The 21,036-nt window shown below is 45.7% G+C and carries 19 protein-coding genes; 13 read left to right on the forward strand and 6 right to left on the reverse strand.

The window, feature by feature from the left end; all coding sequences use genetic code 11:
• Positions 1 to 205: 205 nt before the first annotated feature.
• On the forward strand, positions 206 to 1,132 hold the full coding sequence (locus tag H6F56_RS13835; RefSeq protein ID WP_190669119.1) for a glycosyltransferase family 2 protein: 927 nt from the start codon (positions 206 to 208) through the stop codon (positions 1,130 to 1,132).
• 35 nt (positions 1,133 to 1,167) lie between these two features.
• Here H6F56_RS13835 and H6F56_RS13840 read toward each other — a convergent pair whose 3' ends face one another.
• The 6 genes from H6F56_RS13840 to H6F56_RS13865 form a co-directional block, all read right to left on the reverse strand.
• Positions 1,168 to 2,109, reverse strand: a complete 942-nt coding sequence (locus H6F56_RS13840) for a lysylphosphatidylglycerol synthase transmembrane domain-containing protein (RefSeq protein ID WP_190669120.1) — start codon at positions 2,107 to 2,109, stop codon at positions 1,168 to 1,170.
• Between the two features lie 139 nt (positions 2,110 to 2,248).
• Positions 2,249 to 2,836: a Uma2 family endonuclease gene (locus tag H6F56_RS13845; RefSeq protein WP_190669122.1), complete on the reverse strand. Its 588-nt coding sequence runs from the start codon at positions 2,834 to 2,836 to the stop codon at positions 2,249 to 2,251.
• A 154-nt stretch (positions 2,837 to 2,990) separates the two neighbouring features.
• Positions 2,991 to 3,614, reverse strand: a complete 624-nt coding sequence (locus tag H6F56_RS13850) for a nuclear transport factor 2 family protein (RefSeq protein ID WP_190669124.1) — start codon at positions 3,612 to 3,614, stop codon at positions 2,991 to 2,993.
• 159 nt (positions 3,615 to 3,773) lie between these two features.
• Positions 3,774 to 4,631, reverse strand: coding sequence for a M48 family metalloprotease (locus H6F56_RS13855; RefSeq protein WP_190669126.1), 858 nt, complete (start codon positions 4,629 to 4,631; stop codon positions 3,774 to 3,776).
• A gap of 185 nt (positions 4,632 to 4,816) precedes the next feature.
• Positions 4,817 to 6,445: a hypothetical protein gene (locus H6F56_RS13860; RefSeq protein WP_190669128.1), complete on the reverse strand. Its 1,629-nt coding sequence runs from the start codon at positions 6,443 to 6,445 to the stop codon at positions 4,817 to 4,819.
• A gap of 134 nt (positions 6,446 to 6,579) precedes the next feature.
• Positions 6,580 to 7,524, reverse strand: a complete 945-nt coding sequence (locus H6F56_RS13865; RefSeq protein WP_190669130.1) for a glycosyltransferase family 2 protein — start codon at positions 7,522 to 7,524, stop codon at positions 6,580 to 6,582.
• 576 nt (positions 7,525 to 8,100) lie between these two features.
• Between H6F56_RS13865 and H6F56_RS13870 the strand changes: the two genes are divergently transcribed.
• The 12 genes from H6F56_RS13870 (at position 8,101) to H6F56_RS13925 (ending at position 20,975) form a co-directional block, all read left to right on the forward strand.
• Entirely contained in the window at positions 8,101 to 9,396 is a 1,296-nt protein-coding gene (locus H6F56_RS13870) for a hypothetical protein (protein ID WP_190669950.1), read from the forward strand.
• A 133-nt stretch (positions 9,397 to 9,529) separates the two neighbouring features.
• Positions 9,530 to 10,132 carry an exopolysaccharide biosynthesis protein gene (locus H6F56_RS13875; protein ID WP_190669132.1) on the forward strand — a complete coding sequence of 201 codons (603 nt, stop codon included), beginning with the start codon at positions 9,530 to 9,532 and terminating at the stop codon, positions 10,130 to 10,132.
• A 602-nt stretch (positions 10,133 to 10,734) separates the two neighbouring features.
• Positions 10,735 to 10,968 carry an HNH endonuclease gene (locus H6F56_RS27345; protein WP_190669134.1) on the forward strand — a complete coding sequence of 78 codons (234 nt, stop codon included), beginning with the start codon at positions 10,735 to 10,737 and terminating at the stop codon, positions 10,966 to 10,968.
• 100 nt (positions 10,969 to 11,068) lie between these two features.
• Positions 11,069 to 11,752 carry a ribonuclease III gene (rnc, locus tag H6F56_RS13885; RefSeq protein ID WP_190669135.1) on the forward strand — a complete coding sequence of 228 codons (684 nt, stop codon included), beginning with the start codon at positions 11,069 to 11,071 and terminating at the stop codon, positions 11,750 to 11,752.
• A 400-nt stretch (positions 11,753 to 12,152) separates the two neighbouring features.
• Positions 12,153 to 13,625, forward strand: a complete 1,473-nt coding sequence (locus H6F56_RS13890; protein ID WP_190669136.1) for a tetratricopeptide repeat protein — start codon at positions 12,153 to 12,155, stop codon at positions 13,623 to 13,625.
• 172 nt (positions 13,626 to 13,797) lie between these two features.
• Positions 13,798 to 14,727 (forward strand): tetratricopeptide repeat protein, encoded by a 930-nt coding sequence (locus H6F56_RS13895; RefSeq protein WP_190669138.1) that lies wholly within the window; start codon positions 13,798 to 13,800, stop codon positions 14,725 to 14,727.
• Between the two features lie 139 nt (positions 14,728 to 14,866).
• Positions 14,867 to 15,865 carry a tetratricopeptide repeat protein gene (locus H6F56_RS13900; RefSeq protein ID WP_190669140.1) on the forward strand — a complete coding sequence of 333 codons (999 nt, stop codon included), beginning with the start codon at positions 14,867 to 14,869 and terminating at the stop codon, positions 15,863 to 15,865.
• Positions 15,866 to 16,421: 556 nt separating this feature from the next.
• Positions 16,422 to 17,018 (forward strand): hypothetical protein, encoded by a 597-nt coding sequence (locus tag H6F56_RS13905; RefSeq protein ID WP_190669142.1) that lies wholly within the window; start codon positions 16,422 to 16,424, stop codon positions 17,016 to 17,018.
• A gap of 527 nt (positions 17,019 to 17,545) precedes the next feature.
• The gene (locus tag H6F56_RS13910; protein ID WP_190669144.1) at positions 17,546 to 18,025 is read left to right on the forward strand and encodes a PIN domain-containing protein; all 480 of its coding nucleotides are present in this window, start codon (positions 17,546 to 17,548) and stop codon (positions 18,023 to 18,025) included.
• Positions 18,003 to 18,395, forward strand: coding sequence for a hypothetical protein (locus tag H6F56_RS13915; RefSeq protein WP_190669952.1), 393 nt, complete (start codon positions 18,003 to 18,005; stop codon positions 18,393 to 18,395). The genes H6F56_RS13910 and H6F56_RS13915 overlap by 23 nt, the downstream gene beginning before the upstream one ends.
• 2 nt (positions 18,396 to 18,397) lie before the next feature.
• Entirely contained in the window at positions 18,398 to 19,171 is a 774-nt protein-coding gene (locus tag H6F56_RS13920; protein WP_190669146.1) for a tetratricopeptide repeat protein, read from the forward strand.
• Between the two features lie 280 nt (positions 19,172 to 19,451).
• Positions 19,452 to 20,975: a carboxypeptidase M32 gene (locus H6F56_RS13925; protein WP_190669865.1), complete on the forward strand. Its 1,524-nt coding sequence runs from the start codon at positions 19,452 to 19,454 to the stop codon at positions 20,973 to 20,975.
• Positions 20,976 to 21,036 lie beyond the last annotated feature (61 nt).

Raw genomic sequence — 21,036 nt, forward strand, 5'->3', positions numbered from 1 at the left:
AAATGCGATATCATATCAATTTTGAATTTTGAATGCGTGGATTTGAAATTGATTAATCAAGCTTATTGAGGTATTCTAAGTTATTTAATTCATGCAAATTTATAACAAATTCAGATGAAAGCAGTCAGACAGACGGATGAAAGGCTCAAATCAGAATAGTATATGGGGTGGTGGAATAAATGTAAGCAGGAGTGGAAGATAAGTCATGGCCGAAGGCAAGATATTGGGTGAAGAAGGAAACCCAACCGCTCAAAATTTAGGAGCGATTTGTCCGGCTTTTTCGCTCGTGCTGCCGGTTTATAACGAAGAATTAGGCATTACGACAACGCTGGATCACCTTCAGGAAACGCTTCAGGGTGTCGGTAGCAAATATGAACTCGTTGTCGTAAACGATGGTTCTACAGACAGAAGCGGCGAAATTTTACGCGCTCGTTCAGATATCCGGCTTGTCGAACACCCGCGAAATCGGGGATATGGTGCCGCACTGAAAACGGGAATTCAACACGCTCAGTACCCCTTAATCGTTATTACAGATGCGGATGGCACTTATCCGAATGAGCGAATTCCCGAATTGGTTGCACTGGCAATGCACGCAGATATGGTTGTCGGCGCGAGAATCGGGGCAAACGTTCAGTATTCCAACATCCGGAAAATTCCTAAGTGGTTCCTTGTTCATTTTGCCCAATGGGTGGTAAGACGTCGGATTCCCGATTTGAATAGTGGGTTGCGAGTTTTTCACAAAAGCGTTGTAGAGCGATTTCTGAATATTTTGCCCGACACATTCAGTTTTACAACCACGATCACCCTGGCAATGTTGACAAACCATTATTTGGTTCATTATGAGCCAATTGATTATCGGTTTCGGGTAGGTAAAAGTAAGATTAAACCTATCCGCGATACGTTAGGGTTTATTCAGCTAATTCTCAGAACCGGCGTCTATTTTGCACCGCTGAGAGTGTTTTTGCCCGTAGCAGGTATATTTTTTGCCGGCTTTCTATTCACACTTTTTCAAGATATCTTTGTTCGGGAAGATTTAACCGAGAGAACCCTCATTCTCTTTGTCGCTGCTACGCAGATCGCGATGTTTTCGCTTCTAGCAGACATGATCGATAAACGTAATATGCGGTTGTGAAATAAGATAAGCAATCTTTGCCTTGCCAGTTTAAATTAAACTTTACCGCGCACCGCTGTTAAATATTGCCCTAAAAAAGGCAAGCCGGCAAGGGCAGGAATGACATAACGCGACGTGCAAAGTAATCCCAGCGCCGCAGCAGTTGGCGCATTAAAATAAGGCTGGTAAAACAAAATCAGCGCCGCGTCACGAGTGCCAACACCGGCAAACGTCAAAGGCAATAAACCAGCCAAAATCGCCAGAGGAGAAAGGGCAAGATTTGCCAGAAAAGGCGTCCAGGCATTGAGGGCAAGGATAAAAAACCAAATTTGTAATAGATGGCAAAACCAGATAAAAATAGAAGTGCCGGTGATTATAGCCAGTTGACGCTTATCGCTCCAAAAATAATCGTGCATTTCTGACCAAGAAAAGCGCATTTTGTCAAGTTTAACCTTAAGCTTTTTAGGAGCAAACCCGCTCAAAATCGTAAAAAATAACTGGGCAAGCCGGCGAGAACTTAGCAGTAGTATGCCTGCAAGCAAGCCGGTAGCAACTCCAGCCGTCATCAGCCAAAACAAAATATCTTTGTGCCGGTAAAACATTAACCCAAACACACACCAAAGCAGCAGCGACAACATATCGCAAGCCTTCTCAAACACCACCAACGACAGTGAAAGGGAACCACTCAAATGTCCCTTATCCCGCATAAAATAAGCCTTCGCTATATCACCCATTTTCGAGGGCAGCACCATATTCAACGTGCTTGCAGCTAGAATTAAACCATTCGCCTCACCAAAACCCAATCTGCTGCCGGTGGGCATCAATTGTTGCAAACGCCATGAAGTCAACATCGTCAGGGGCACCACCATACCCAGACTAATTGCTATCCAAATAACATGACAATTTTGAAAAACTTTAATTAGGTTAAGAAAATCAATTTTAGAATAAATAACCGCCAAAATAATCAGGCTGACAGCCAAAGAAATAATTCGTTTCATTTATGTTTTCTTATCACTTATTTATCACTCATCATTTTATAAAATCAACCGTTAACTCATCTGTATATGCCTAATGGCACGCTGCGCTATCATCTGTATTTATCTGTATTCATCTGCGTGCATCTGTGGTTAAAAATTATTACTCCTCCCTCAACTCAAAATCAACCCGCTCATACATCTCACTTAAAGCAATTGTAAAATCTATCGAAGACAAAGTTAAAACAGCATCCGCCGATTCATAGTAACTCAACAGCCATTTGCCCTCAGAAGTTTTAGAAAATTGTTCAACATGAAACCTATATTGATCAATCAGAATATATTCCTTAAATTCAGGAATCGAGCGATAAAAATCAAATTTCTCACCTCTATCGTAAGTTTTTGTTGACTTAGATAAAACCTCAACAATTACCAGCGGATTCATTACAGTATCCGTGCGACTTTCATGGTATGCCGGCTCCCCTTCAATCACCATAATATCTGGATAAGTGTACAATTTATAATGCGTCATCCACAAACGCACATCGTTCATAAAGACGCGATAATTTTGCCGACGAAAAGCAAAATGTAAATGAGCGCTAAGATTAACTACAATTTGGTTATGATTAGTAGTGCCACCTGTCATGGGTACGATTTCTCCATCTCTATACTCATTTTTATATTCAGCCGCTTCCTCCAGCGCCAAATACTCTTCAGGCGTGTAATAGCGTTTTTCCGTTTGCGCCGGCATCACATCTTCCTCCCAATGTAGTGGAACAATCTCACCGTTCCTGTACTAACTTTTGTATTCAGCCACTTCCTCCAGTGCCAAATACTCTTCAGGCGTGTAATGGCGCTTTGGTGGCAGTTCTTTCATCAAACAATGACACAACTTAGCTCAATCTTCATTCAATCCTTGAAACAGCTTTAAGCGAAGTTGCCAAAATTTTACCTTGAATTAACTCAAACCTAATAGTTTCAGCCGAATTGCTACGAATTTTTTGACCTTGAAACGTGACTTCCTCATTCGCATTAAAAGTTGCGGTTGCAGTTTTTCCATCCGGACTAACTTGAACTTTTAAATTTGAATAGGAACCGTTGTAGTTCTGCATCCTCTGAAATCCCTGTTCCAGATATCGGCGATATTCTTCACGGTTCAAACGAAGGGTTTGAGAACCAGACGCGGCTTGCAGAGTTACTTCAATGGCAATCTTAGGAGACATAAATTTAGTAATCGTCTCAGCATTTCTATTTTTTGTAGCAAGCTTCATTTGCTCCATAATATTGCGAACTTGAGTTTCTGTAATTTTCTGCGTTTGTTGAGTTGCTTGGGCTGTGAAATTCGGGATCGCTTCCTTCGCTGATACTGGGCAAACGAGACATAAACTCAGTGCCAAACCGGCCAACATTGCTTTGCTATAACCGCTCAAATACATAACCTGTTCTCCTTTGCCTTGCTCATTCATGGAATCTAATGTTATCAAATGAATTGTAGCGACAATAGCGCCATACACAGCCGGCACTAACATCTGCAGCTACCGGCAGGCAGCGTTTTTCAAGTCTCCCAGCAATATTATGAATATAATCAACAGCTTTTGGTATGAGAATTTTGCCTATTTCGCCGCAGCGAGATAGACAAATATTCGCTAATGTGACTCAAAACCTCACCGAAATAAAGCCGGCACTCACTAGCGCCCCTGCAAACGCGACTGCACAATACGAGCAAATTCTTCACGTCCGTTCTGAAGATTTGCAGGAACACCATTCGGGTATTGCTGGCCAATCACACCCTGTAAGCGTTCAACCCGGTTGCCTGGGTTTGGGTGAGAACTCAAAAACTCTGGCGATGCTCCCCCACTCCTTGCTGCCTCGAATATCTTCATCACCTCGATCAACCCCCTCGGATCGTAACCGGCTTCACTCATAAACCGCACACCTAGCCGATCACTCTCCAACTCATCCTCGCGTCCATAACGCAAACTCACCATTTGGTTAACAGCCTGCGCGAGCACAGCCCCCTGCCTTCCGCCCCCCTGTTCATCCGTCGTTGCCACACCTACAGCCGTTACCAGTGACCCGCCAAGCTGCTGTTTTGCCAAGTGTTCAGCCCCATGCCGACCTATGACGTGACCGACTTCGTGGGCCAGCACACCCGCCAGTTGAGCTTCCGAATTCATCTTTCTTAGCAACGCAACCGTAACAAAAATCTGCCCCCCAGGCAGCGCAAAGGCATTCACAGTTTTCGGATCAGCCAGTAAATGAAATTCAAACGGATAGCCTGAACCAGACGCTACCGAGTTTTGCACAACCTGCTGTCCCACCTGATCGATATAAGCTTGCAGCTGTTCATCTGGGTAAAGACCACCAAACTGTTGGGCGATTCTCCCTCGTCCCTGAAGCCCAAGCGCCACCTCTTCCCTGGGTGAGAGTTTTACCCGCTGCTTTTCCCCAGTGATCGGATTTTCTACCGTACTCGTGAAATAACTAATCAGCCCAAAAAACGCGACTAAAAGCCCCAACCCCATACGGAACAACACTCGGTTCACTGGTTTTCTCCCATTGGTCGCCAAATTCCTGGTCAGGAGATTACCATGCAGTTACCAAATCTAGCATCTGTCTTAAGGTGACTTTTTGCCGCCGGCATTCCTATTTCAGTGAAGATCGCCCTCAATGTTCTGCTAATTTTTCAGCTTGAGAAAACAAGTCAAAATTCAAAATTAACCTCGAATATTTACAACCGGCGCTCCACTTTTAGCGGTTCACCGGGTGCAAGTTTTTTAACCTCATCCGTGAGGTCTAACCAAGGTTGTAATTGACCTAACTGAAATGTGCGACTCATCACCACATAAATTGAAGTTTGGTCGCACCCAATGCCGGCACCCACCACCTTTTGCCAGGAGTCTGCTTGCAGTTCATCGGTGACAACCCACCGGCAATTTTCCCACCGCAATCGGCGCGTGAAACGGAAGGGCGCATCCTGCTTGCCGGTGATTAACATTTTTTGTAATAACTTGCGAATTAAATTCGGGAAAAACCGCCCAAAACCAAGCATCACCACCCGCAATAAAATTAATTTGGCTGGCGTCATTTGTTGCTGTTTCGCCCACCCCAACTGACCTTGAATCGAAATTTCTTCTTTGTCGATCTGGACTTGATAAGGGCCGATTAAATGACCCACTGCATTTTTAACAGAGTTCCCCTCACGTACTAACAGAGAAAACTGCGTATCAGATGCAACCAACTTGCGATCACGAAACAGTTTAAAGACCCCACCTTTATTAACCGCTAAATACAATTCTGTAGAGACGCGAGAAACCTTATCTGTGCGAGTGATATCGTCCTCAAAAGTGCGGTCAATTAAAAGTTGAGCTTCGGGCAACCAAATGCGAGTGCTGGGGGGGAGAATCGGTGTGGGTCTTTCGGGCACAAAATCCCGCCAAGCGAGTAAATAATTCCAGGTATGGTGACCAATGATGTGATCATCTGAGTGAGAAGCCGCCAAACCGGCATCCAATCCTTGCAAAAAATAATCATTAATTCTGAGGGCATCTGGCAGCCAGCGACCGGCTAATTCAAACCCGTGGGGGAAAAAGTTGTAAGTGTTGCGGCTTGCATATTCACCGCCATAAGATCCATCGGGGTGCATAAAATGGCCGGCTAACTCAACCGCTTTCGTAATTGCTTCTTTCAATCTCACATCCGGTTTTAGCTGGTAAATTTTAGCCAGACAGAAAATCGTCAGGGTATGGTAGCCCGGATCGCAACCCTCGTATTCCTGAAACCAGCCTTCCTTACTTTGCCAATCTAGCACCCGTTCTAAACGTATTGCTTTTGCCCGTTTCCACTTCGAGGTTTTTAATAGCTGAGACAGCAATTCTAGGCACAACACAATTAAAGCTTGGTGATTCGTTAGTTGCCCACTTTCATTGTGATTTGCTAACCAGTCTGCCCGTTTTTCAAAAAATCTTACGGCTTCATCACTGTATAGCCCCATTAGCAAATAACTTTCGATACACGCTAGTAGGGAAAATGCTGCAGCCCCACCGGCTCTTTCATAAGGGAAATAATCATCACAAGACCCATCTGCATGGGCGCTGCGGGCTGCGTAAAGTATGCCAGCTTCTACGAAATCTCGAATCACCGGCTGCTGGTAAAAAGGGTTATTTGGCACATTTGTATCGTAAGCCAAAGCCAAGGGCCAAACAAACTCCTGAGACATTCCACTCGGAAAATCAATAATTTTGTAATGCCAGAAGTTGCGGTCAAAACACCCATAGGTCGGACTGTGGCGATTACGATCTAACAGTGTTAAAATTTTCGGAATTTGTGCCAATGCCTCACGGGCAAATAAATCTCTCATAGTAATTTTAGATTTTAGATTTTAGATTTTAAATTAAGCACACCATAAAACCAAGACTTAATACTTGACAACTTTCTTAATTCTTAATTACTTTCACTCTTCGACTCAGAACTCAGCACTCAGCACTCAAGACTCTATCCCCTAAAATCCCTCCGCCGTAGTCGCAGTTGAATTTCTTCCATCAGTTTACGGTTAGCTGCCAGTAAATCAGCAACTAACCCTAAAATCCATAACTGAAAGCCCATCAAAATTAAAATGCTAGCCAGAATTAAACTGGGAATTCGGGTACGTTCAGTGCCGGCAAAAAAATAAATCAGCCAGCGAATGCCAAGAGTTACACCCATACTAAACGGTACGCTCCCTAAGAATAAGAAAAAGCGGAGCGGTTTGTAGACCATGAAAATCCGCAAGATAGTAAACAGGGAACGCACCACATAGGAAGGAATGCTCTTGACCAAGCGGGAGGATCGTAACACGCCATTGGTGCGAACCGGCACAGAGGTGATAGCCATCCCTTTTTGGCCGGCTTGAATAATGGTTTCTAAGGTATAGGTATATTCATTAAAGACATTTAACTGCATCGCCGCCTCCCGGCTAAAGGCGCGAAAGCCGCTAGGCGCATCGGGGATATTGGTATTGCTAGCAAGGCGCACCACCCAACTGCCCAACTTCTGCAAGAATTTTTTAGCCGGCGAAAAGTGTTTGATTTCTGTAATGGGGCGTGCTCCCACCACAATTTCAGCTTGCCCTAACAGAATAGGCCGGATCAGCTGGGGAATATCCTCCGCACAATACTGATTATCTGCATCCGTGTTGACAATGATATCAGCACCGGCTTTCAGCGAAGCTTCTAGCCCTGCCATAAACGCTTTTGCTAAACCCTGGTTGCAGGAAAGACGAATAATATGTTCAACGCCACACTCCTTCGCCACTTCAAGCGTGCGATCTTGGCTGCCATCATCAACCACCAGCCACTCAATCACATCGATCCCAGGCAGTTGGCGCGGTAAGGCTGCTAGCGTGACGCCTAGGGTGTTTTCCTCGTTGTAGCAAGGAATTTGGATAATCAGTTTCGTCATGGGTTGAGAGGTGCTTGCTGCCCAGATTTTAGCCCCTGCCGGTGACTTCCCACACTAGCCGGTTATGAGTTGCGCCAACTTTATTGTGGGCGGCAACCGATCAGACTCCATTTAATCAGTTAACGCTCCTGCATTCACCAAGCCTCTAAAAAATTCACTCTGAGGCGCATTTACAACCGCAGGATCGCTGCTTCACTGACTTTCTCCGCACCTCAAAACGCACTCTAAAAACATCTTGAGTATGCTTAGCATTTTTAGCTGATGTCTGTGGTATGTTGTCGAAAGTCTTGAGAAAGACAATTGGAATGAACTTAAAAGTTAATTCTAGCGTCTGCTTTTATAGAATCAATGGGGTGCAATTCGTCATGTTAATGTCATCAATAATTTTAACTGTTATTTGGCTTTTAAACCGGCTTCTTCAAAACGTAACCGTTAAATTGCAGAGTGTACTGTCTTGCTTTATACAAAGTCCTGAATTCGACGCTTCTGTACAGATTTCCCTCAAAACAGGTATTAAACCACCCGTAAACCTATCAGATCCCTATTTTCTGTACCTCGGAGCAGCTAATTAAGTGTATGATTCAGGAACAGGCTTTAAATATTGAAATCCCCCAATCCTCACTGGTTCCTTTGGCCTCTCTCCCTTCAACTGAACCTTGGCTGATCTACGCCCTTGGCGGCGGCTGGGGTCATTTAGTTCGCTCGCTGAGTTTCGGTCGAATTGCAGCAATTCACAGGCCCGTGATTATCCTCTGCAACAGTCCTTATGCGGCTCAATTATTGCAATATGAAGCCTCTGATCGTCGGCTTTACGCTGATTTATTGCTTGCAAAGGAACCCGTAAAGATACAAAAACAAGAAGTAGACGAGTATTCAGGATTACTTTCTACTCTTTCTATGTTACCTTTCTCGGAAGATTTACGTTTCACCTTTGAAAATTCAGAATTCTTAGAAACAACTGAACCTTTGCCAATTGTGGAGGGATGTTATCTCCAGGTCATTTCACCCATCGCGTCATCTAGCACTATCAAAAATCAGGTGCGTCAAATGCTGGCGGAGGAGCAGTATGAGTGTGTAATTGTAGATACTTTCCCCAGAGGACTTGGCGGAGAGCTTGCAGAGATATTACCGCTATTAAGCGCCCCGAAAGTTCTAATTCATCGAGACATTAATCCGGATTATGTTGTTGCTAAGAATTTGCCGGATTTCGTTGCAGATAACTTTGATTTAGTAATTGTGCCGGGAGAAGGTGAGGAGATGCCTTTGGCAGAACTTCCCCAGGTTCGACATACTGCGCCGTGGTTGATCCGCAGCGCCGGCGAACTGCCAGATGTCACCCGCGCTAGAACTTTATTGGGTTTAAATCCCATTGACACTAACCCGTTGATAGTGATCTGCGCTGCCGGTCGTGCTGAAGAGTTAAGCTTGTATGGCAACTTGACACGAGTGCTGGCTGAATCGCTGCCTGGAGTGACAGTGCGGTGTTTAGCGCCTGAGTGCCCAGAAAATTGTCCGGCTGAATTGTGGGTGTTTCACTGGCCGGGAATTGAATGTTTGCCGGCAGCGGATGTGGTGGTGGGAGGTGCCGGTTATAACACTTTTTATGAATGTCTTTCTGTGGGTGTTCCTTTGGTAGCGTTTGCTTTTAAACGGCAATACGACCGGCAGGAAATGCGTGTGCTACGGTGGATAGAGAATCAAGCAACTGTGCCGGTGAAGTTGGTTGAAAGTGTGGAGGGTGCACTCTCGGCTGTTTGCGATTTCCTCAATCAGGCTAAGAAATCAATATCCTCAGCTGAAATTCCAAAAGCATACATGAATGGTGCTGCCGGCGCTGTCAAACTGATTGAGCAATTTGTCAGCTATGGCTGATGCCGGTGTCTGCGAATTCTTGATTTTTTATCCATTGCGTCGGGTGTTTCTGCAAGCCATTTACCAGATTGCTATCATTAAAACTTAAAGAGTTTTACGATCAGCGAAAAACCAATCACGCATTTAGGGTTTTATGCCGTTGAAATTTTCTCAGGATATCGAGTCCCTTCTCAAACGGTTATCCGAAAAATCTATCACCCTTGCAGATATTATCATAGAAACAAAGGAACGGGGATTTAGCCTAGTTATCGGCTTACTTGCTTTACCTTTTTTGTTTCCCATGCCGCCGGGATTAACCGCTGTTTTAGGAATAGGCAGCTTACTTTTGGCCGCACAGATGGCCCTAGGCCGGCGCACCCCTTGGCTGCCCAAAAAAGTTGCTCAGTTTCAATTTCCCCACGCATTTGTCCTGCTGCTATTAAAAAATCTCAAGAAAATCACCCGCATTTTGGAAAAATTGACCAAGCGCCGGTTGCCGCGAATCGCAGACAATCCCCGCGTTTGGCAAATTAATGGAATTTGCATTGCTTGGCTAACGCTGTTACTTATGTTGCCAATTCCTTTTACAAACCCGATCCCCACGATTGGAATTTTGCTGTTTGTTGTTGCGACTTTAGAATCGGATGGTTTATTAATTTGTATTAGCTATATCTTGACTCTTTTAATTACTTTCTTGTTTGCGTTCATTATTTATACTCTCTGGCATACGCCCGGTTTCTTGCAAAATCTATTTTAATAATAGTCTTGACAGTAGATGATGTTAGTGCTATATTCTTTTGCTATGACATCTGAAGTCAGCACCTAGCTTAATACGTGGGCTGCTGTCTCAGATGCGGTATGAAAACGGCGGTTCTTGCTCTAGTAAGGTACAGACGCAATCGTCAGAAGCATTACTAGCTATAAGCCTCAAACACCCATTAAGAACCGAACAAATAGCAATTTGTGATCTAGCAAAGTACAGAGGCGCTTGTCCAAAGGGTTACTAGATCTAATCGAGGTTATACCTTCGATGACAAAGAATTGCTACCAAGTAATACCGCACCTGAGACATCAGCTCACACCTAGCACCACCTTAAAAGTGTTCGCTTAGTGTGAGTTGTTCTCATTCTATGGACTTCCATTTAGAAAATTATCCCTATATCCTGAGTGATCCAGAAGTAGCATTCTTCGCTACTTGTGAATTGCGGTTATTGGGAAATAGTTCTCTGTGGCAAGTCTTTTGAGCAAAACTCCGTGGGCGCTAGATGCGTAATTTACCGAGGATGTCATGTTAATAAAACGCGAAAAGGAAGCGTAAACATGGCAAGAATCAGTTCCAAACTAAATAAAACCAAAAAAATGAGTTCCAAGCAAAAGAAAAGCAAAAAGCGGCAACTCATAGAAAAATTTGGTTCCTGCTGTTGCTGGTGCCATAAATTTTTCCCAGAAGCTGAGGTAACACTTGATCACCTGCACCCCAGGAGCAAGGGCGGATCTAACTCTCTTGAAAACTTACAGCTTGCTTGTTTCCGGTGCAACAACTCACGGGGAAACAGTCCTTGCCCTCCCGGCTGGAAACCAGTAACCTGTTGATAACCGGCACCCAAAATTTGTAAAAATATTTCTTAGGCGGGTAGTCATCCTACCCGCCCTTTCCGTGCGATGAATGAACTTAATAAGAAAAGAGATAAAAATGCCAAAACTTCCACAATTTAAAGATGAATCTCTTTTGCGCCTAGCACTGACTCATCGTTCTTATGTTAATGAACACCCTGATGAAAGTGAAAACAACGAACGCCTAGAATTCTTAGGTGATGCTGTGCTGGGTTATTTGGTTGGAGAACTGCTCTATAGGTATTATGATAATATGACCGAAGCACAACTCACCCGTTTACGATCTGCTTTGGTAGACGAAAAGCAGTTAGCGAAATTTGCAAGTCAGCTTGGCATTGGTGAGTTAATGCGGCTCGGTAAAGGCGCAGATAAAGATGGAGGCCGGCAAAACCCCTCTTTGCTTAGCGATACCTTTGAAGCGATTATCGGTGCGTACTTTCTCGATTCTACTATTACTCCGGTTCGTGCTTTTGTAAAGAAGCTATTTATTCCGGTAGCAGATAGCATTGTTTGTCCCCCGTGTGATGCTGATCCTAAGAATCTCGTAGACTCGAAAAATCGGTTTCAGCAATGGGCGCTAGCAAAATTCGGACAAAATCCTGAATATGTAATTATAGATGAAGATGGGCCGGCACACGCAAAAGAATTCACGGCTGAAGTGTATGTTAAGGGCAAAATGTACGGACTAGGCAAGGGCCGGCGCAAGCAAGATGCTGAAAAACGTGCTGCTGAAGTTGCATTAAGAAAGGTTGGTTTGGTGTAATTTTAAAGTAGCTGATTATTGCTGAAGGAAAATAGCAGATTCCTATTTTCTTTAAAAAATTGATAGCGGATTTTTCTTCAGTTTTCCATAATCTAATAATTGCATCGGTTACGTTCTGTTTTAAAACAGCAGATAATAGCGCAGCTTGATCTTAGGCATATATAAATAGATAAATGCCGATAAAGTTAATGCTTAAACGTCTTTGATTGTGGGCTTATAAAATTTTTATTTAAACACAACCGACTTTTTTACTAAATCCGCCGAGAGAAAACTTAACTCTGGCAAATGTCATCAAATCTTTAACCTTTAGAAATGCTGAAGATTTAAAAAAGAATGAGGTTTTTTAAGACTTTCGGGGTGATGATCTAGAGTGGGTGTTTAGACAGGAGGTATCACTAACGTGAGCGCAATCCACAATGAAAAATTAGAGCTTGAATCAAATAGCAATAGGGATTTATACCGGGAAGGTAATGCTTTTCTGGATAGAGGCCGCTACGAAGAAGCGATTGCCAGTTATGACGAAGCTTTAGAACAGGAACCGGCAGACTATTGGGTGTGGTATAACCGGGGCATCGCTTTGGATGAATTAAACCGGCACGAAGAAGCAGCCGCCAGCTTTGGGAAAGCCTTGGAATTGCGCCCGGACGACTACTGGGCAACTTACCAGCGCGGCGAGGCTTATCGGCACGCGCGTTGCTACGAAGACGCCTTCGCCAGCTACAATCGAGCGGTGGAACTGCGCCCCAAAGACTACTGGGCGTGGTATAAACGGGGATGTGTGGCGCTGTATGACTTACACCGGCATGAAGACGCCCTCGCCAGCTTTGAGAAAGCCATTGAAAACCGTTGGTGGGACTACTGGGCGTACTACCGGCGCAGCGAAACCCTACACCAGTTGGAACGCTATGAAGACGCTTTGGCAAGCTACAGCGAAGCGCTGGAAATGAGACCCAATGACGCTGCCGGCTGGTACAATCGCGCTCAATTACTCGACGATTTAGGCCGGCATGAAGACGCCCTCGTCAGCTATGACTGCGCCCTCGATATTAACCCCGAACTTACCGAAGCTTGGTATCTGCGAGGCTTAGGGCTGGGAAGTTTAGGAAGTTACGCAAAAGCCATTGCCAGCTTCGAGAAAGTGCTGGAACTACAACCTAACCACCCAGAAGCTTTGCTCAACCGCGCCATTACGCTTGATGAGTTAGAACACTTTGAAGAGTCCCTTGTCGGCTTCGATCAACTTCTCACGATTCAACCCGACAACCCAGAAGCTTGGTTTAATCGGGGCATTGCCTTGGGCCACTTAAGCCGGCATGAAGAGGCCATTGCCAGTTACGAACACGCTTTAAAATGGCAACCTAACTATCCAGAAGCCTGGAATAACCGGGGCATGGCTTTCGATGAGTTAGGCCGTTACGAAGAAGCCATTGCCAGCTACGATCAAGCCTTAGCACGCCGGCCTGATTACGCCAGAGCACTGAATAACCGAGGCATTGCCCTCGCTAAATTAGACCGTGCCGGCGACGCCATTGCCAGCTACGATCAGGCTTTAAAATGCCCCCCAGACTATCCCGAAGCCTGGACTTGGAACAACCGCGCCCAGGCATTACGGCAGTTAGGTCGCATTGAAGACGCCCTTGCCAGTTACGATCAATCAATGGAGATTGAACCGGAAGAACCGGATACTTGGTACGGTCAAGCTTGCTGCTATGCCTTGCAAGGAAATGTGCAACAGGCAATTGAGAAATTAGAACAAGCAATTCTGATCGATCCCGATCAATACCGGCATCTTGCCGGCAATACTTCAGATTTTGACAGCATTCGGTCTTCAGAACAATTTCAAGCTTTGATTGAAGGAAAAAGTCACCATTGAAATGAGAAATTCTGAATGGGTGAGTGCGTGAATTTTAAAATAGATTCTTTCATTCAAAATTCACCCATTCAAAATTATTTTCCCTTCACTTTGAATTGTGCTTGAGGGTAACACTTTCAGAGTTCAGTTCCCCTTATACTCAATTCAAATTGCACTACTGCCGGGGGTTTAGATGAGCCACAATGAAGAATCTCAAGCCAGGGAAATACAGGGTAGCGTCTTAGAAGACCCCACCCCCACGGCAGCGATGAAGGCCGATGAAAAGCAAGCACCGGCAGCCGGTACAAATGAGTATCTGGATTACTACAAACGCGGTAGCGTCCTCCATAACGCAGGCCGGCTTGAAGACGCTTTGGCTAGCTACGACCAAGCCTTAGAATTACGACCGGATGATTACTGGGCTTGGTATCAGCGGGGCAACGTCCTCGACGACTTAGGCCGGCATAAAGATGCTGTCGTCAGCTACAACAAAGCCCTGGAAGTGCGCCCGGATGACTACTGGGCTTGGTATCATCGCGGCATCGCCTTGCAAGACTTAAAATGCTACGAACAATCTCTCGCTAGCTACGAAAAAGCCTTAGAACTACGACCAAATGACTACTGGGCTTGGTATCAGCGCGGCATCGCCCTAGATGATTTAGGCCGGCTAGAAGATGCCCTCACCTCCTTCGACAAAGCCCTCGACATCAAACCCCATGACTACTGGGCGCAGTACCGTCGAGGGGAAGCGCTGCGTCATGCCGGCCACTATGAAGCCGCAGTTACCAGCTACAATCAAGCTTTAGAAATCAAGCAGGATGATTACTGGGCATGGCATCGGCGAGGTCTAGCCCAGGAACGCTTGGGTCTTATTGAAGACGCCCTTAGCAGTTTTGACAAAGCCCTGGAAACGAAACCGAATGACCCGGAAGCGTGTTATGACAAGGCTTGCTGTTATGCCGGTTTGGGCAATGTTGAGCAGGCGATCAAAAACTTGCGATACGCCATCAATCAAAATCCTGATTTATACAGCAAACTCGCTAAAAAAGACGCAAAATTTAATGCGATTCGCACAGATAATCGGTTTTTGACGTTAATTGCAGGTAACGAGGGTAATGATTGATAGGGGCATGGGGCATGGGGCATTGGGCATTGGGCATGGGAAATTTTCACCCCCTCGCCCCTCCCTAGTCCCTAGTCCCTAGCTACTCCCAATTCTCATATACTGAGAATTAGAAGCTATTCCGTGTACCGCTGTCCTTATGAGTCCCTATCAAGCCTTTCACGCGCTACGCATCCCTAGCGGTCATAATGACGTAATGGCGAGTTATAACAAAAATTTGGAATGCCGGCCCGATGGCTACTGGGCTTTGTATCAGCGCGGGAATGCCCTGCGGCAGACTGGTCTTTATGAGGACGCCCTTGATAGTTACGAAGAAGCCTTAGCCTGCCGGTCGGATGACTACCGCGCGTGGCATCAACGTGGAAACGCACTGGCAGAATTAGGCCGGTATGACGATGCCATTGGCAGCTATGACAAAGCGTTGGCCCTCAAACCGGCACACTACTGGAGTTGGTATCAGCGGGGTCATGCGTTGCGTAATGCAGGCCGGTATTACGACGCCGTTGCCAGCTTCAACAAAGCTTTGGAAATTCGACCAGATGACTACTGGACTTTGTATCATCGGGCAAGCATTTTTCTGTATAACCTGAACCGCTCTCAGGAAGCGCTTGCCGGCTACGATCAAGCTTTGGAACTGCGGCCAAACGACTACTGGAGTTGGTACAGGCGGAGTATTGCTCTATTTGGCCTAAGTCACTATCAAGATGCCATTGCCAGCTATGATCAAGCCTTGGAACTGAGGCCGCGCGACTATTGGGCCACTTACCGGCAGGGCGACGCCTTACTGGGGTTAGGCAGATATGAAGATGCCATTGCCGGCTATGATCGCGCCGTCGAAATTCAACCCGACTACCCAGACGCCTGGGTTTATCGGGGTCTAGCGTTGCAGCTTTCAGGCAGAACTTGCGATGCCATTGCCAGCTACGATCAAGCGCTGGAACTCGATTCTTATGTCTCCGATGCCTGGTATGGCAAGGCTTGCTGTTATGCCTCGCAGGGTGATGTGCGGCAAACAATCGAACACCTGCAAAAAGTGTTTGAGCTTAGTCAGGATGAGTACCGACAGCAAGCCACCGCTGAGCCGGCTTTTGATGCGATTCGCGAGTCGGAGGAGTTTCAGGCATTGCTACAAAATTAATTCTTTAGATAAGTCTGTTGGGTAGAGCAAAGCGAAATTTAATACCGGCAAGCATCTTAGACGTTGGGTTGAGAACCGTCCGTTTCATTGCGCCCAACCTACATCTGTCCCACTCTCCCACTCAGCACTCCCCATTAACACCCCCTGCAAAAGCGTTTGCCGGCAAAGTATTAAATAAACTTTTTGTTTAAGGCGATTTTATAAGTTAATCGACTCAATGTTTTTCAATAACAAGTCTCAATTAGATTTTTTACTTCTTGTAAAATGTTGATTAAAAAAACAACATAATGAGCCAATTTGCGCTATAATAAAAGAGGTTGTAAAACCTTACAAAATGCGGAAATTAGAAGCCCATATAAATCAGTAAATTCACTCGTTTGAGTGAGGGGTATTTACCCATAAAATATAGAGAGTTCCGAGCGAAGACTCAAACAAAGCTCGCTCTCCACAAACTGGAAAGCTAAGTTGTTTTACCAACTTATTTAAACAGATATTCGGTTGATTAAATTCGAGTGAGTATCACAGCAGAAATGCAGAGTCAACGCAGGCATGAGTTATGGATAATAAGCGCTTAATAGATATCATCGAACCCCGCACCCTTAATATCACCCTGTCTGATATTGCTCAGGGGGTGAGGAGACCGATTGAGCAACTTTATTTTCCCCGGCCCAAACCGGAAGATGAAACACCCGAAGATGCCTGGAAATGGGCGGCGCTGTTCCTAATTGTCGTGTCAGGTGAAGGAGGCCGGTTTGGCAGTTATCGTTCCTTGCCATGCTGGTTGGAAGCAGTCAAGGAATTGCTTGCTAATTGTGATAATTGGCGAGTTTTAGAAGAGCTGATTTTGCTCGTAGAAAGTGACTTGGAAACCTACCGCTATTCAGAAATACAGCGAGAGCGGTTGCGGGATTTCTTGGATGAGCAAAAGTATAGGCTGAAAGACTTAAGAGAGCAAAATGCCGGATTAGATAATGCTTGGGAGTGGGCGAAAGGTTGGGTGCCGGTGATCAAGTCTTGTCTGAACGAGGAATCACTAAATATTGCCTTGCAACTCTACAAATCCCAGAAAGCTCAATTTGAAGAGTATCCAGAAGTGCTGGACTGGGTGTTAGAAGTCGGGCGAGAACAGCGGGCGTCTTTGCGGACTTTGTAAGCGTTCTAGTGAGATTTCAGAAGTAAATTGCGAGGCGATAAAAATCTAGGCGAGTAGCAAGCCGATTATAAAATTAGTAAAATTTAAAGTCCGCAGTCGCGGACTTTCTTTTTATAGCCGGGCTTTCAATTCAAAAATTTTATTTATGTAAAATTCTCTATTCGCTAAAATAGTGCCGGCATCAGCATCGTTTCTCAGGCAATTCTGTTGATAATAAAGTCAATTAATTGTGTTTTTAAAGCCTCACGCCCTCAGCTTCGTATTTAAAAGTAAAAGGCACAGCAGTTTTTAAGTCATTCATCTGAATGCATAAATAAAACAATAAGTCAAGGTATCAGATTCCTCCAACCGGCCCACTTAACAGATATGCAGTGAGGCAGTAATTACCAGAGTGGGTAGCGAGGGCAGCTTTTTTCTGCTAAATTTGCATCGTTAAGTCGCTGCCACGATTAATCTAGAAGTAGAAAACCTTCTATTTCAGTGGGAAAATCCCAGCAAACCTAAAAAATTGCTAACAACTTACTAGAATGAAAAGCCGCATCCTTCGGGTTTATGCCGATACATCTGTGTTTTGCGGCATCTGCGACGAGGAATTTGAACAAGCGAGTCGAGCCTTTTTCCGTCAAGTTCAGAGTGGGCGCTTCCGCCTCGTCACCTCCGTAGTTGTGCAAAATGAAATAGAGTCGGCACCGGCAGAGGTTCAGGAACTCTTTGAAAAAATTCTTGGGATCGCAGGAATTGTCAACCTGACTGAAAGCGTTCTGCTACTCCAGCAAGCTTACCTAGATGCAGCAATTGTTACCCCAACCCTAGCCATTGATGCCCTTCATGTTGCAATGGCAACCGTTTCCGAGTGTTCTGCCCTTGTGAGTTGGGACTTTAAGCACATCACCCATTTTAAAAAAATTCGCCTTTATAACGCGATTAATTTATTGGAAGGATACTCTCAAATTGCCATTTACTCACCTTTACAAGTCATTCCTTATGAAGACGAACAAGAAATTTGATTGTGTGGAAATGAAACGCCAAGGCACCGAGCGTATTCTAGATAAAATTAAAGACATGAACCCAGAAGAGCAGCTAGCTTACTGGCAGGAACACACAGAAGCTTTGCGGAAGCGCCAGCAAACTAAACGCCGGGATAACTTAAAAGCCGGTTTGATAGCGGTTGATTCCCCCGCCGTTAGCTTTCCAACCCGAACCAAAACATTCGACTGCGTGCGGATGAAAAGAGCAGGAAATCAAAAAATATTTGAAATAATAAAAGATATGACCCTAGAGGAAGAACTCGCCTACTGGCAAGACGCCACGGAAAAACTGCGCCGGCAGCAACAAGCTGTTCGCCGGCACAACCTGGTTTCAGGCAACTCAATCTAGCAATGGAAAACTTACGCTCTCTTGAAGAAGCCCTTATGCAATACGATCAGCAGCTCACCACTCACCCAGACAACTACAAAGCTTGGAACAACCGAGGCGTTGCCCTAGAAAAATTGGGTCGCTATGAAGATGCGATCGCCAGCTACGACAAAGCCTTAGCCCTTCAACCCGATCTCCCGGAAACTTGGAACAATCGAGGTATTGCACTCGCTGAACTCAACCGTCATCAAGACGCACTGAGATGCTACGACCAAGCTTTAACCCTGCAACCGAATCTATCTCAAGCTTGGAACAATCGCGGCATTTCCCTGCGGAAACTTGGTCGCTACCAAGCAGCCGTTGCTAGTCATGATAAAGCCATCGCGATTCAACCCAACGACTGGCAAGCTTGGAACAATCGCGGCATCGCCTTATATGAATCAGGTCGTTACCGAGACGCACTGATCAGCTACGACAAATCTTTAGTCATTAAACCCAACAATTGCGAAACTTGGACAAACCGAGGCAATGCCTTGGGGAAACTTGGCCGCTATGAAAATGCCATCGACAGCTACGGCGAAGCTTTAACAATCCAACCGGATCAAGCGCTAATTTGGTATAACAAAGCTTGCTGTTACGCACTACAGCGTCAAGTAGATCTAGCTATTGAAAACCTACAAACTGCTATTAATTTAAATTCTGAACGATATATAGAAATGGCGAAGACAGATTCGGATTTTGATAAAATTCGCCGAGATGTAAGGTTTCGAGTTTTACTTCGAGGGCCAGTCAGTTAAATGTTTAATGCCGGCAGCAACGACAGATAAAAAAGAAAGTAAAACTTACAACTTTATGAAGCCTGAGCCTACAACTTAGTCTCTTTCAGTTTTAATTAACTCCTCACACTTCAGAGCCGGCAGCAGGAAGAACAGTAACAATCGGGGATGACATTTCGTCTAATTTTGACAGATCACTTCCTCCCAACTGTACAGCTCAATCTACAGTTGCTTATAAGATACGGATATCTGCTGTTTTGAATGGTAAATCATAATGCTTATGTCTTCTGATGCCGCTAGCATGAAAAGCCTCGAAAAGAGCGACCCTAAATTTTTAGAACTGAACACTCGTCTGACAGAGATCGACGACATCGAATCAGCAGCAGCACTGCTGCACTGGGATCAAGCCACTTATATGCCTGCCGGCGGCGCACCGGCACGAGGTCGCCAACTCGCTACCCTAAGACAAATCGCCCACGAAAAATTTACCGATCCCGTTATTGGGCAACTGCTAGAAGATTTAAAACCCTACGAAGACAGCCTCTCCTACGACTCCAACGAAGCCAGTCTCATCCGGATCGCCCGCCTCAGCTACAACCGATCTGTTTGCGTACCGGCATCCTTCATGGCAGAACTTTCTCAACACCGATCGGCATCCTACGAAGCTTGGGCGAAAGCCAGACCGGCCAACGACTTTACCATTGTTCAGCCTTACCTAGAAAAGACCTTGGATTTAAGCCGCGAATTGGCCGGCTTTTTTCCTGGATACGAGCATATCGCCGACCCACTAATTGACTTTTCAGATGCCGACATGAAAGCATCTACCCTGAGACAGATATTTAGCCGGCTGCGCCAAGAACTCGTGCCAATCGTCGAGCAGATCACCTCCCAACCGGCAGCCGATGATGCCTTCCTGCACCAGCATTTTCCCGAAACCAAGCAACTAGAATTTAGCCGCCGGATCATTGAGCGCATCGGCTACGACTTCAAACGAGGCCGGCAAGACAAAACTCTGCATCCCTTCATGACCCGATTTTCCACCGGCGATGTTCGTATCACCACCCGCGTCTACGAAAACGATCTGGGACAAGGACTATTCAGCAGCATCCACGAAGCCGGTCACGCCATGTATGAACAAGGCATCTCCCGTGAATTTGAAGGCACCCCCCTAGCCAGTGGCGTCTCCTCCGGCGTCCACGAAAGCCAATCTCGCCTGTGGGAAAACCTCGTCGGGCGCAGCCGGGGTTTTTGGGAATGCTTCTATCCCCAACTGCAAGGCGTCTTCCTCAGAGAACTTGGCAATATTTCCATTCACAAATTCTACCGGGCAATTAACAAAGTCGCCCGCTCTCTGATCCGCACCGACGCTGACGAAGTCACCTATAACCTGCACGTCACAATTCGCTTCGATCTAGAATTAGCCATGCTCGAAGGTTCCCTGTCGGTGCGCGACCTCCCCGAAGCCTGGAACGAGCGTTACCGCAGCGATCTCGGCCTCGTCCCTGCCACAGACAGCGAAGGCGTCATGCAAGACGTACATTGGTATAGTGGCGTGATTGGCGGGATGTTTCAAGGCTACACCCTCGGCAACCTGATGAGCGCCCAGTTTTATGAAACAGCCCTCAATATCAATCCAGAAATTCCCGTTGATATTGAGCGAGGCAATTTCACCAGCCTGCATCAGTGGCTTCAAGAAAACATCTATCAGCATGGACGCAAGTACACTGCAGATGAATTGCTAGAACGCGTCACCGGCAGTCCTTTAAGCGTCGAACCCTTCATCCGCTACATTCGGGGCAAATACAGCGAATTGTACCCGATGTAACGGCTGCCAGATTTTAACGCTTTTTATACTCCAGAGGGAGTTTCACTCAGGGCAGCATTTT

It is taken from the genome of Microcoleus sp. FACHB-672 (genome assembly GCF_014695725.1).
In the GTDB taxonomy this organism is placed as follows: Bacteria; Cyanobacteriota; Cyanobacteriia; order Cyanobacteriales; family Oscillatoriaceae; genus FACHB-68.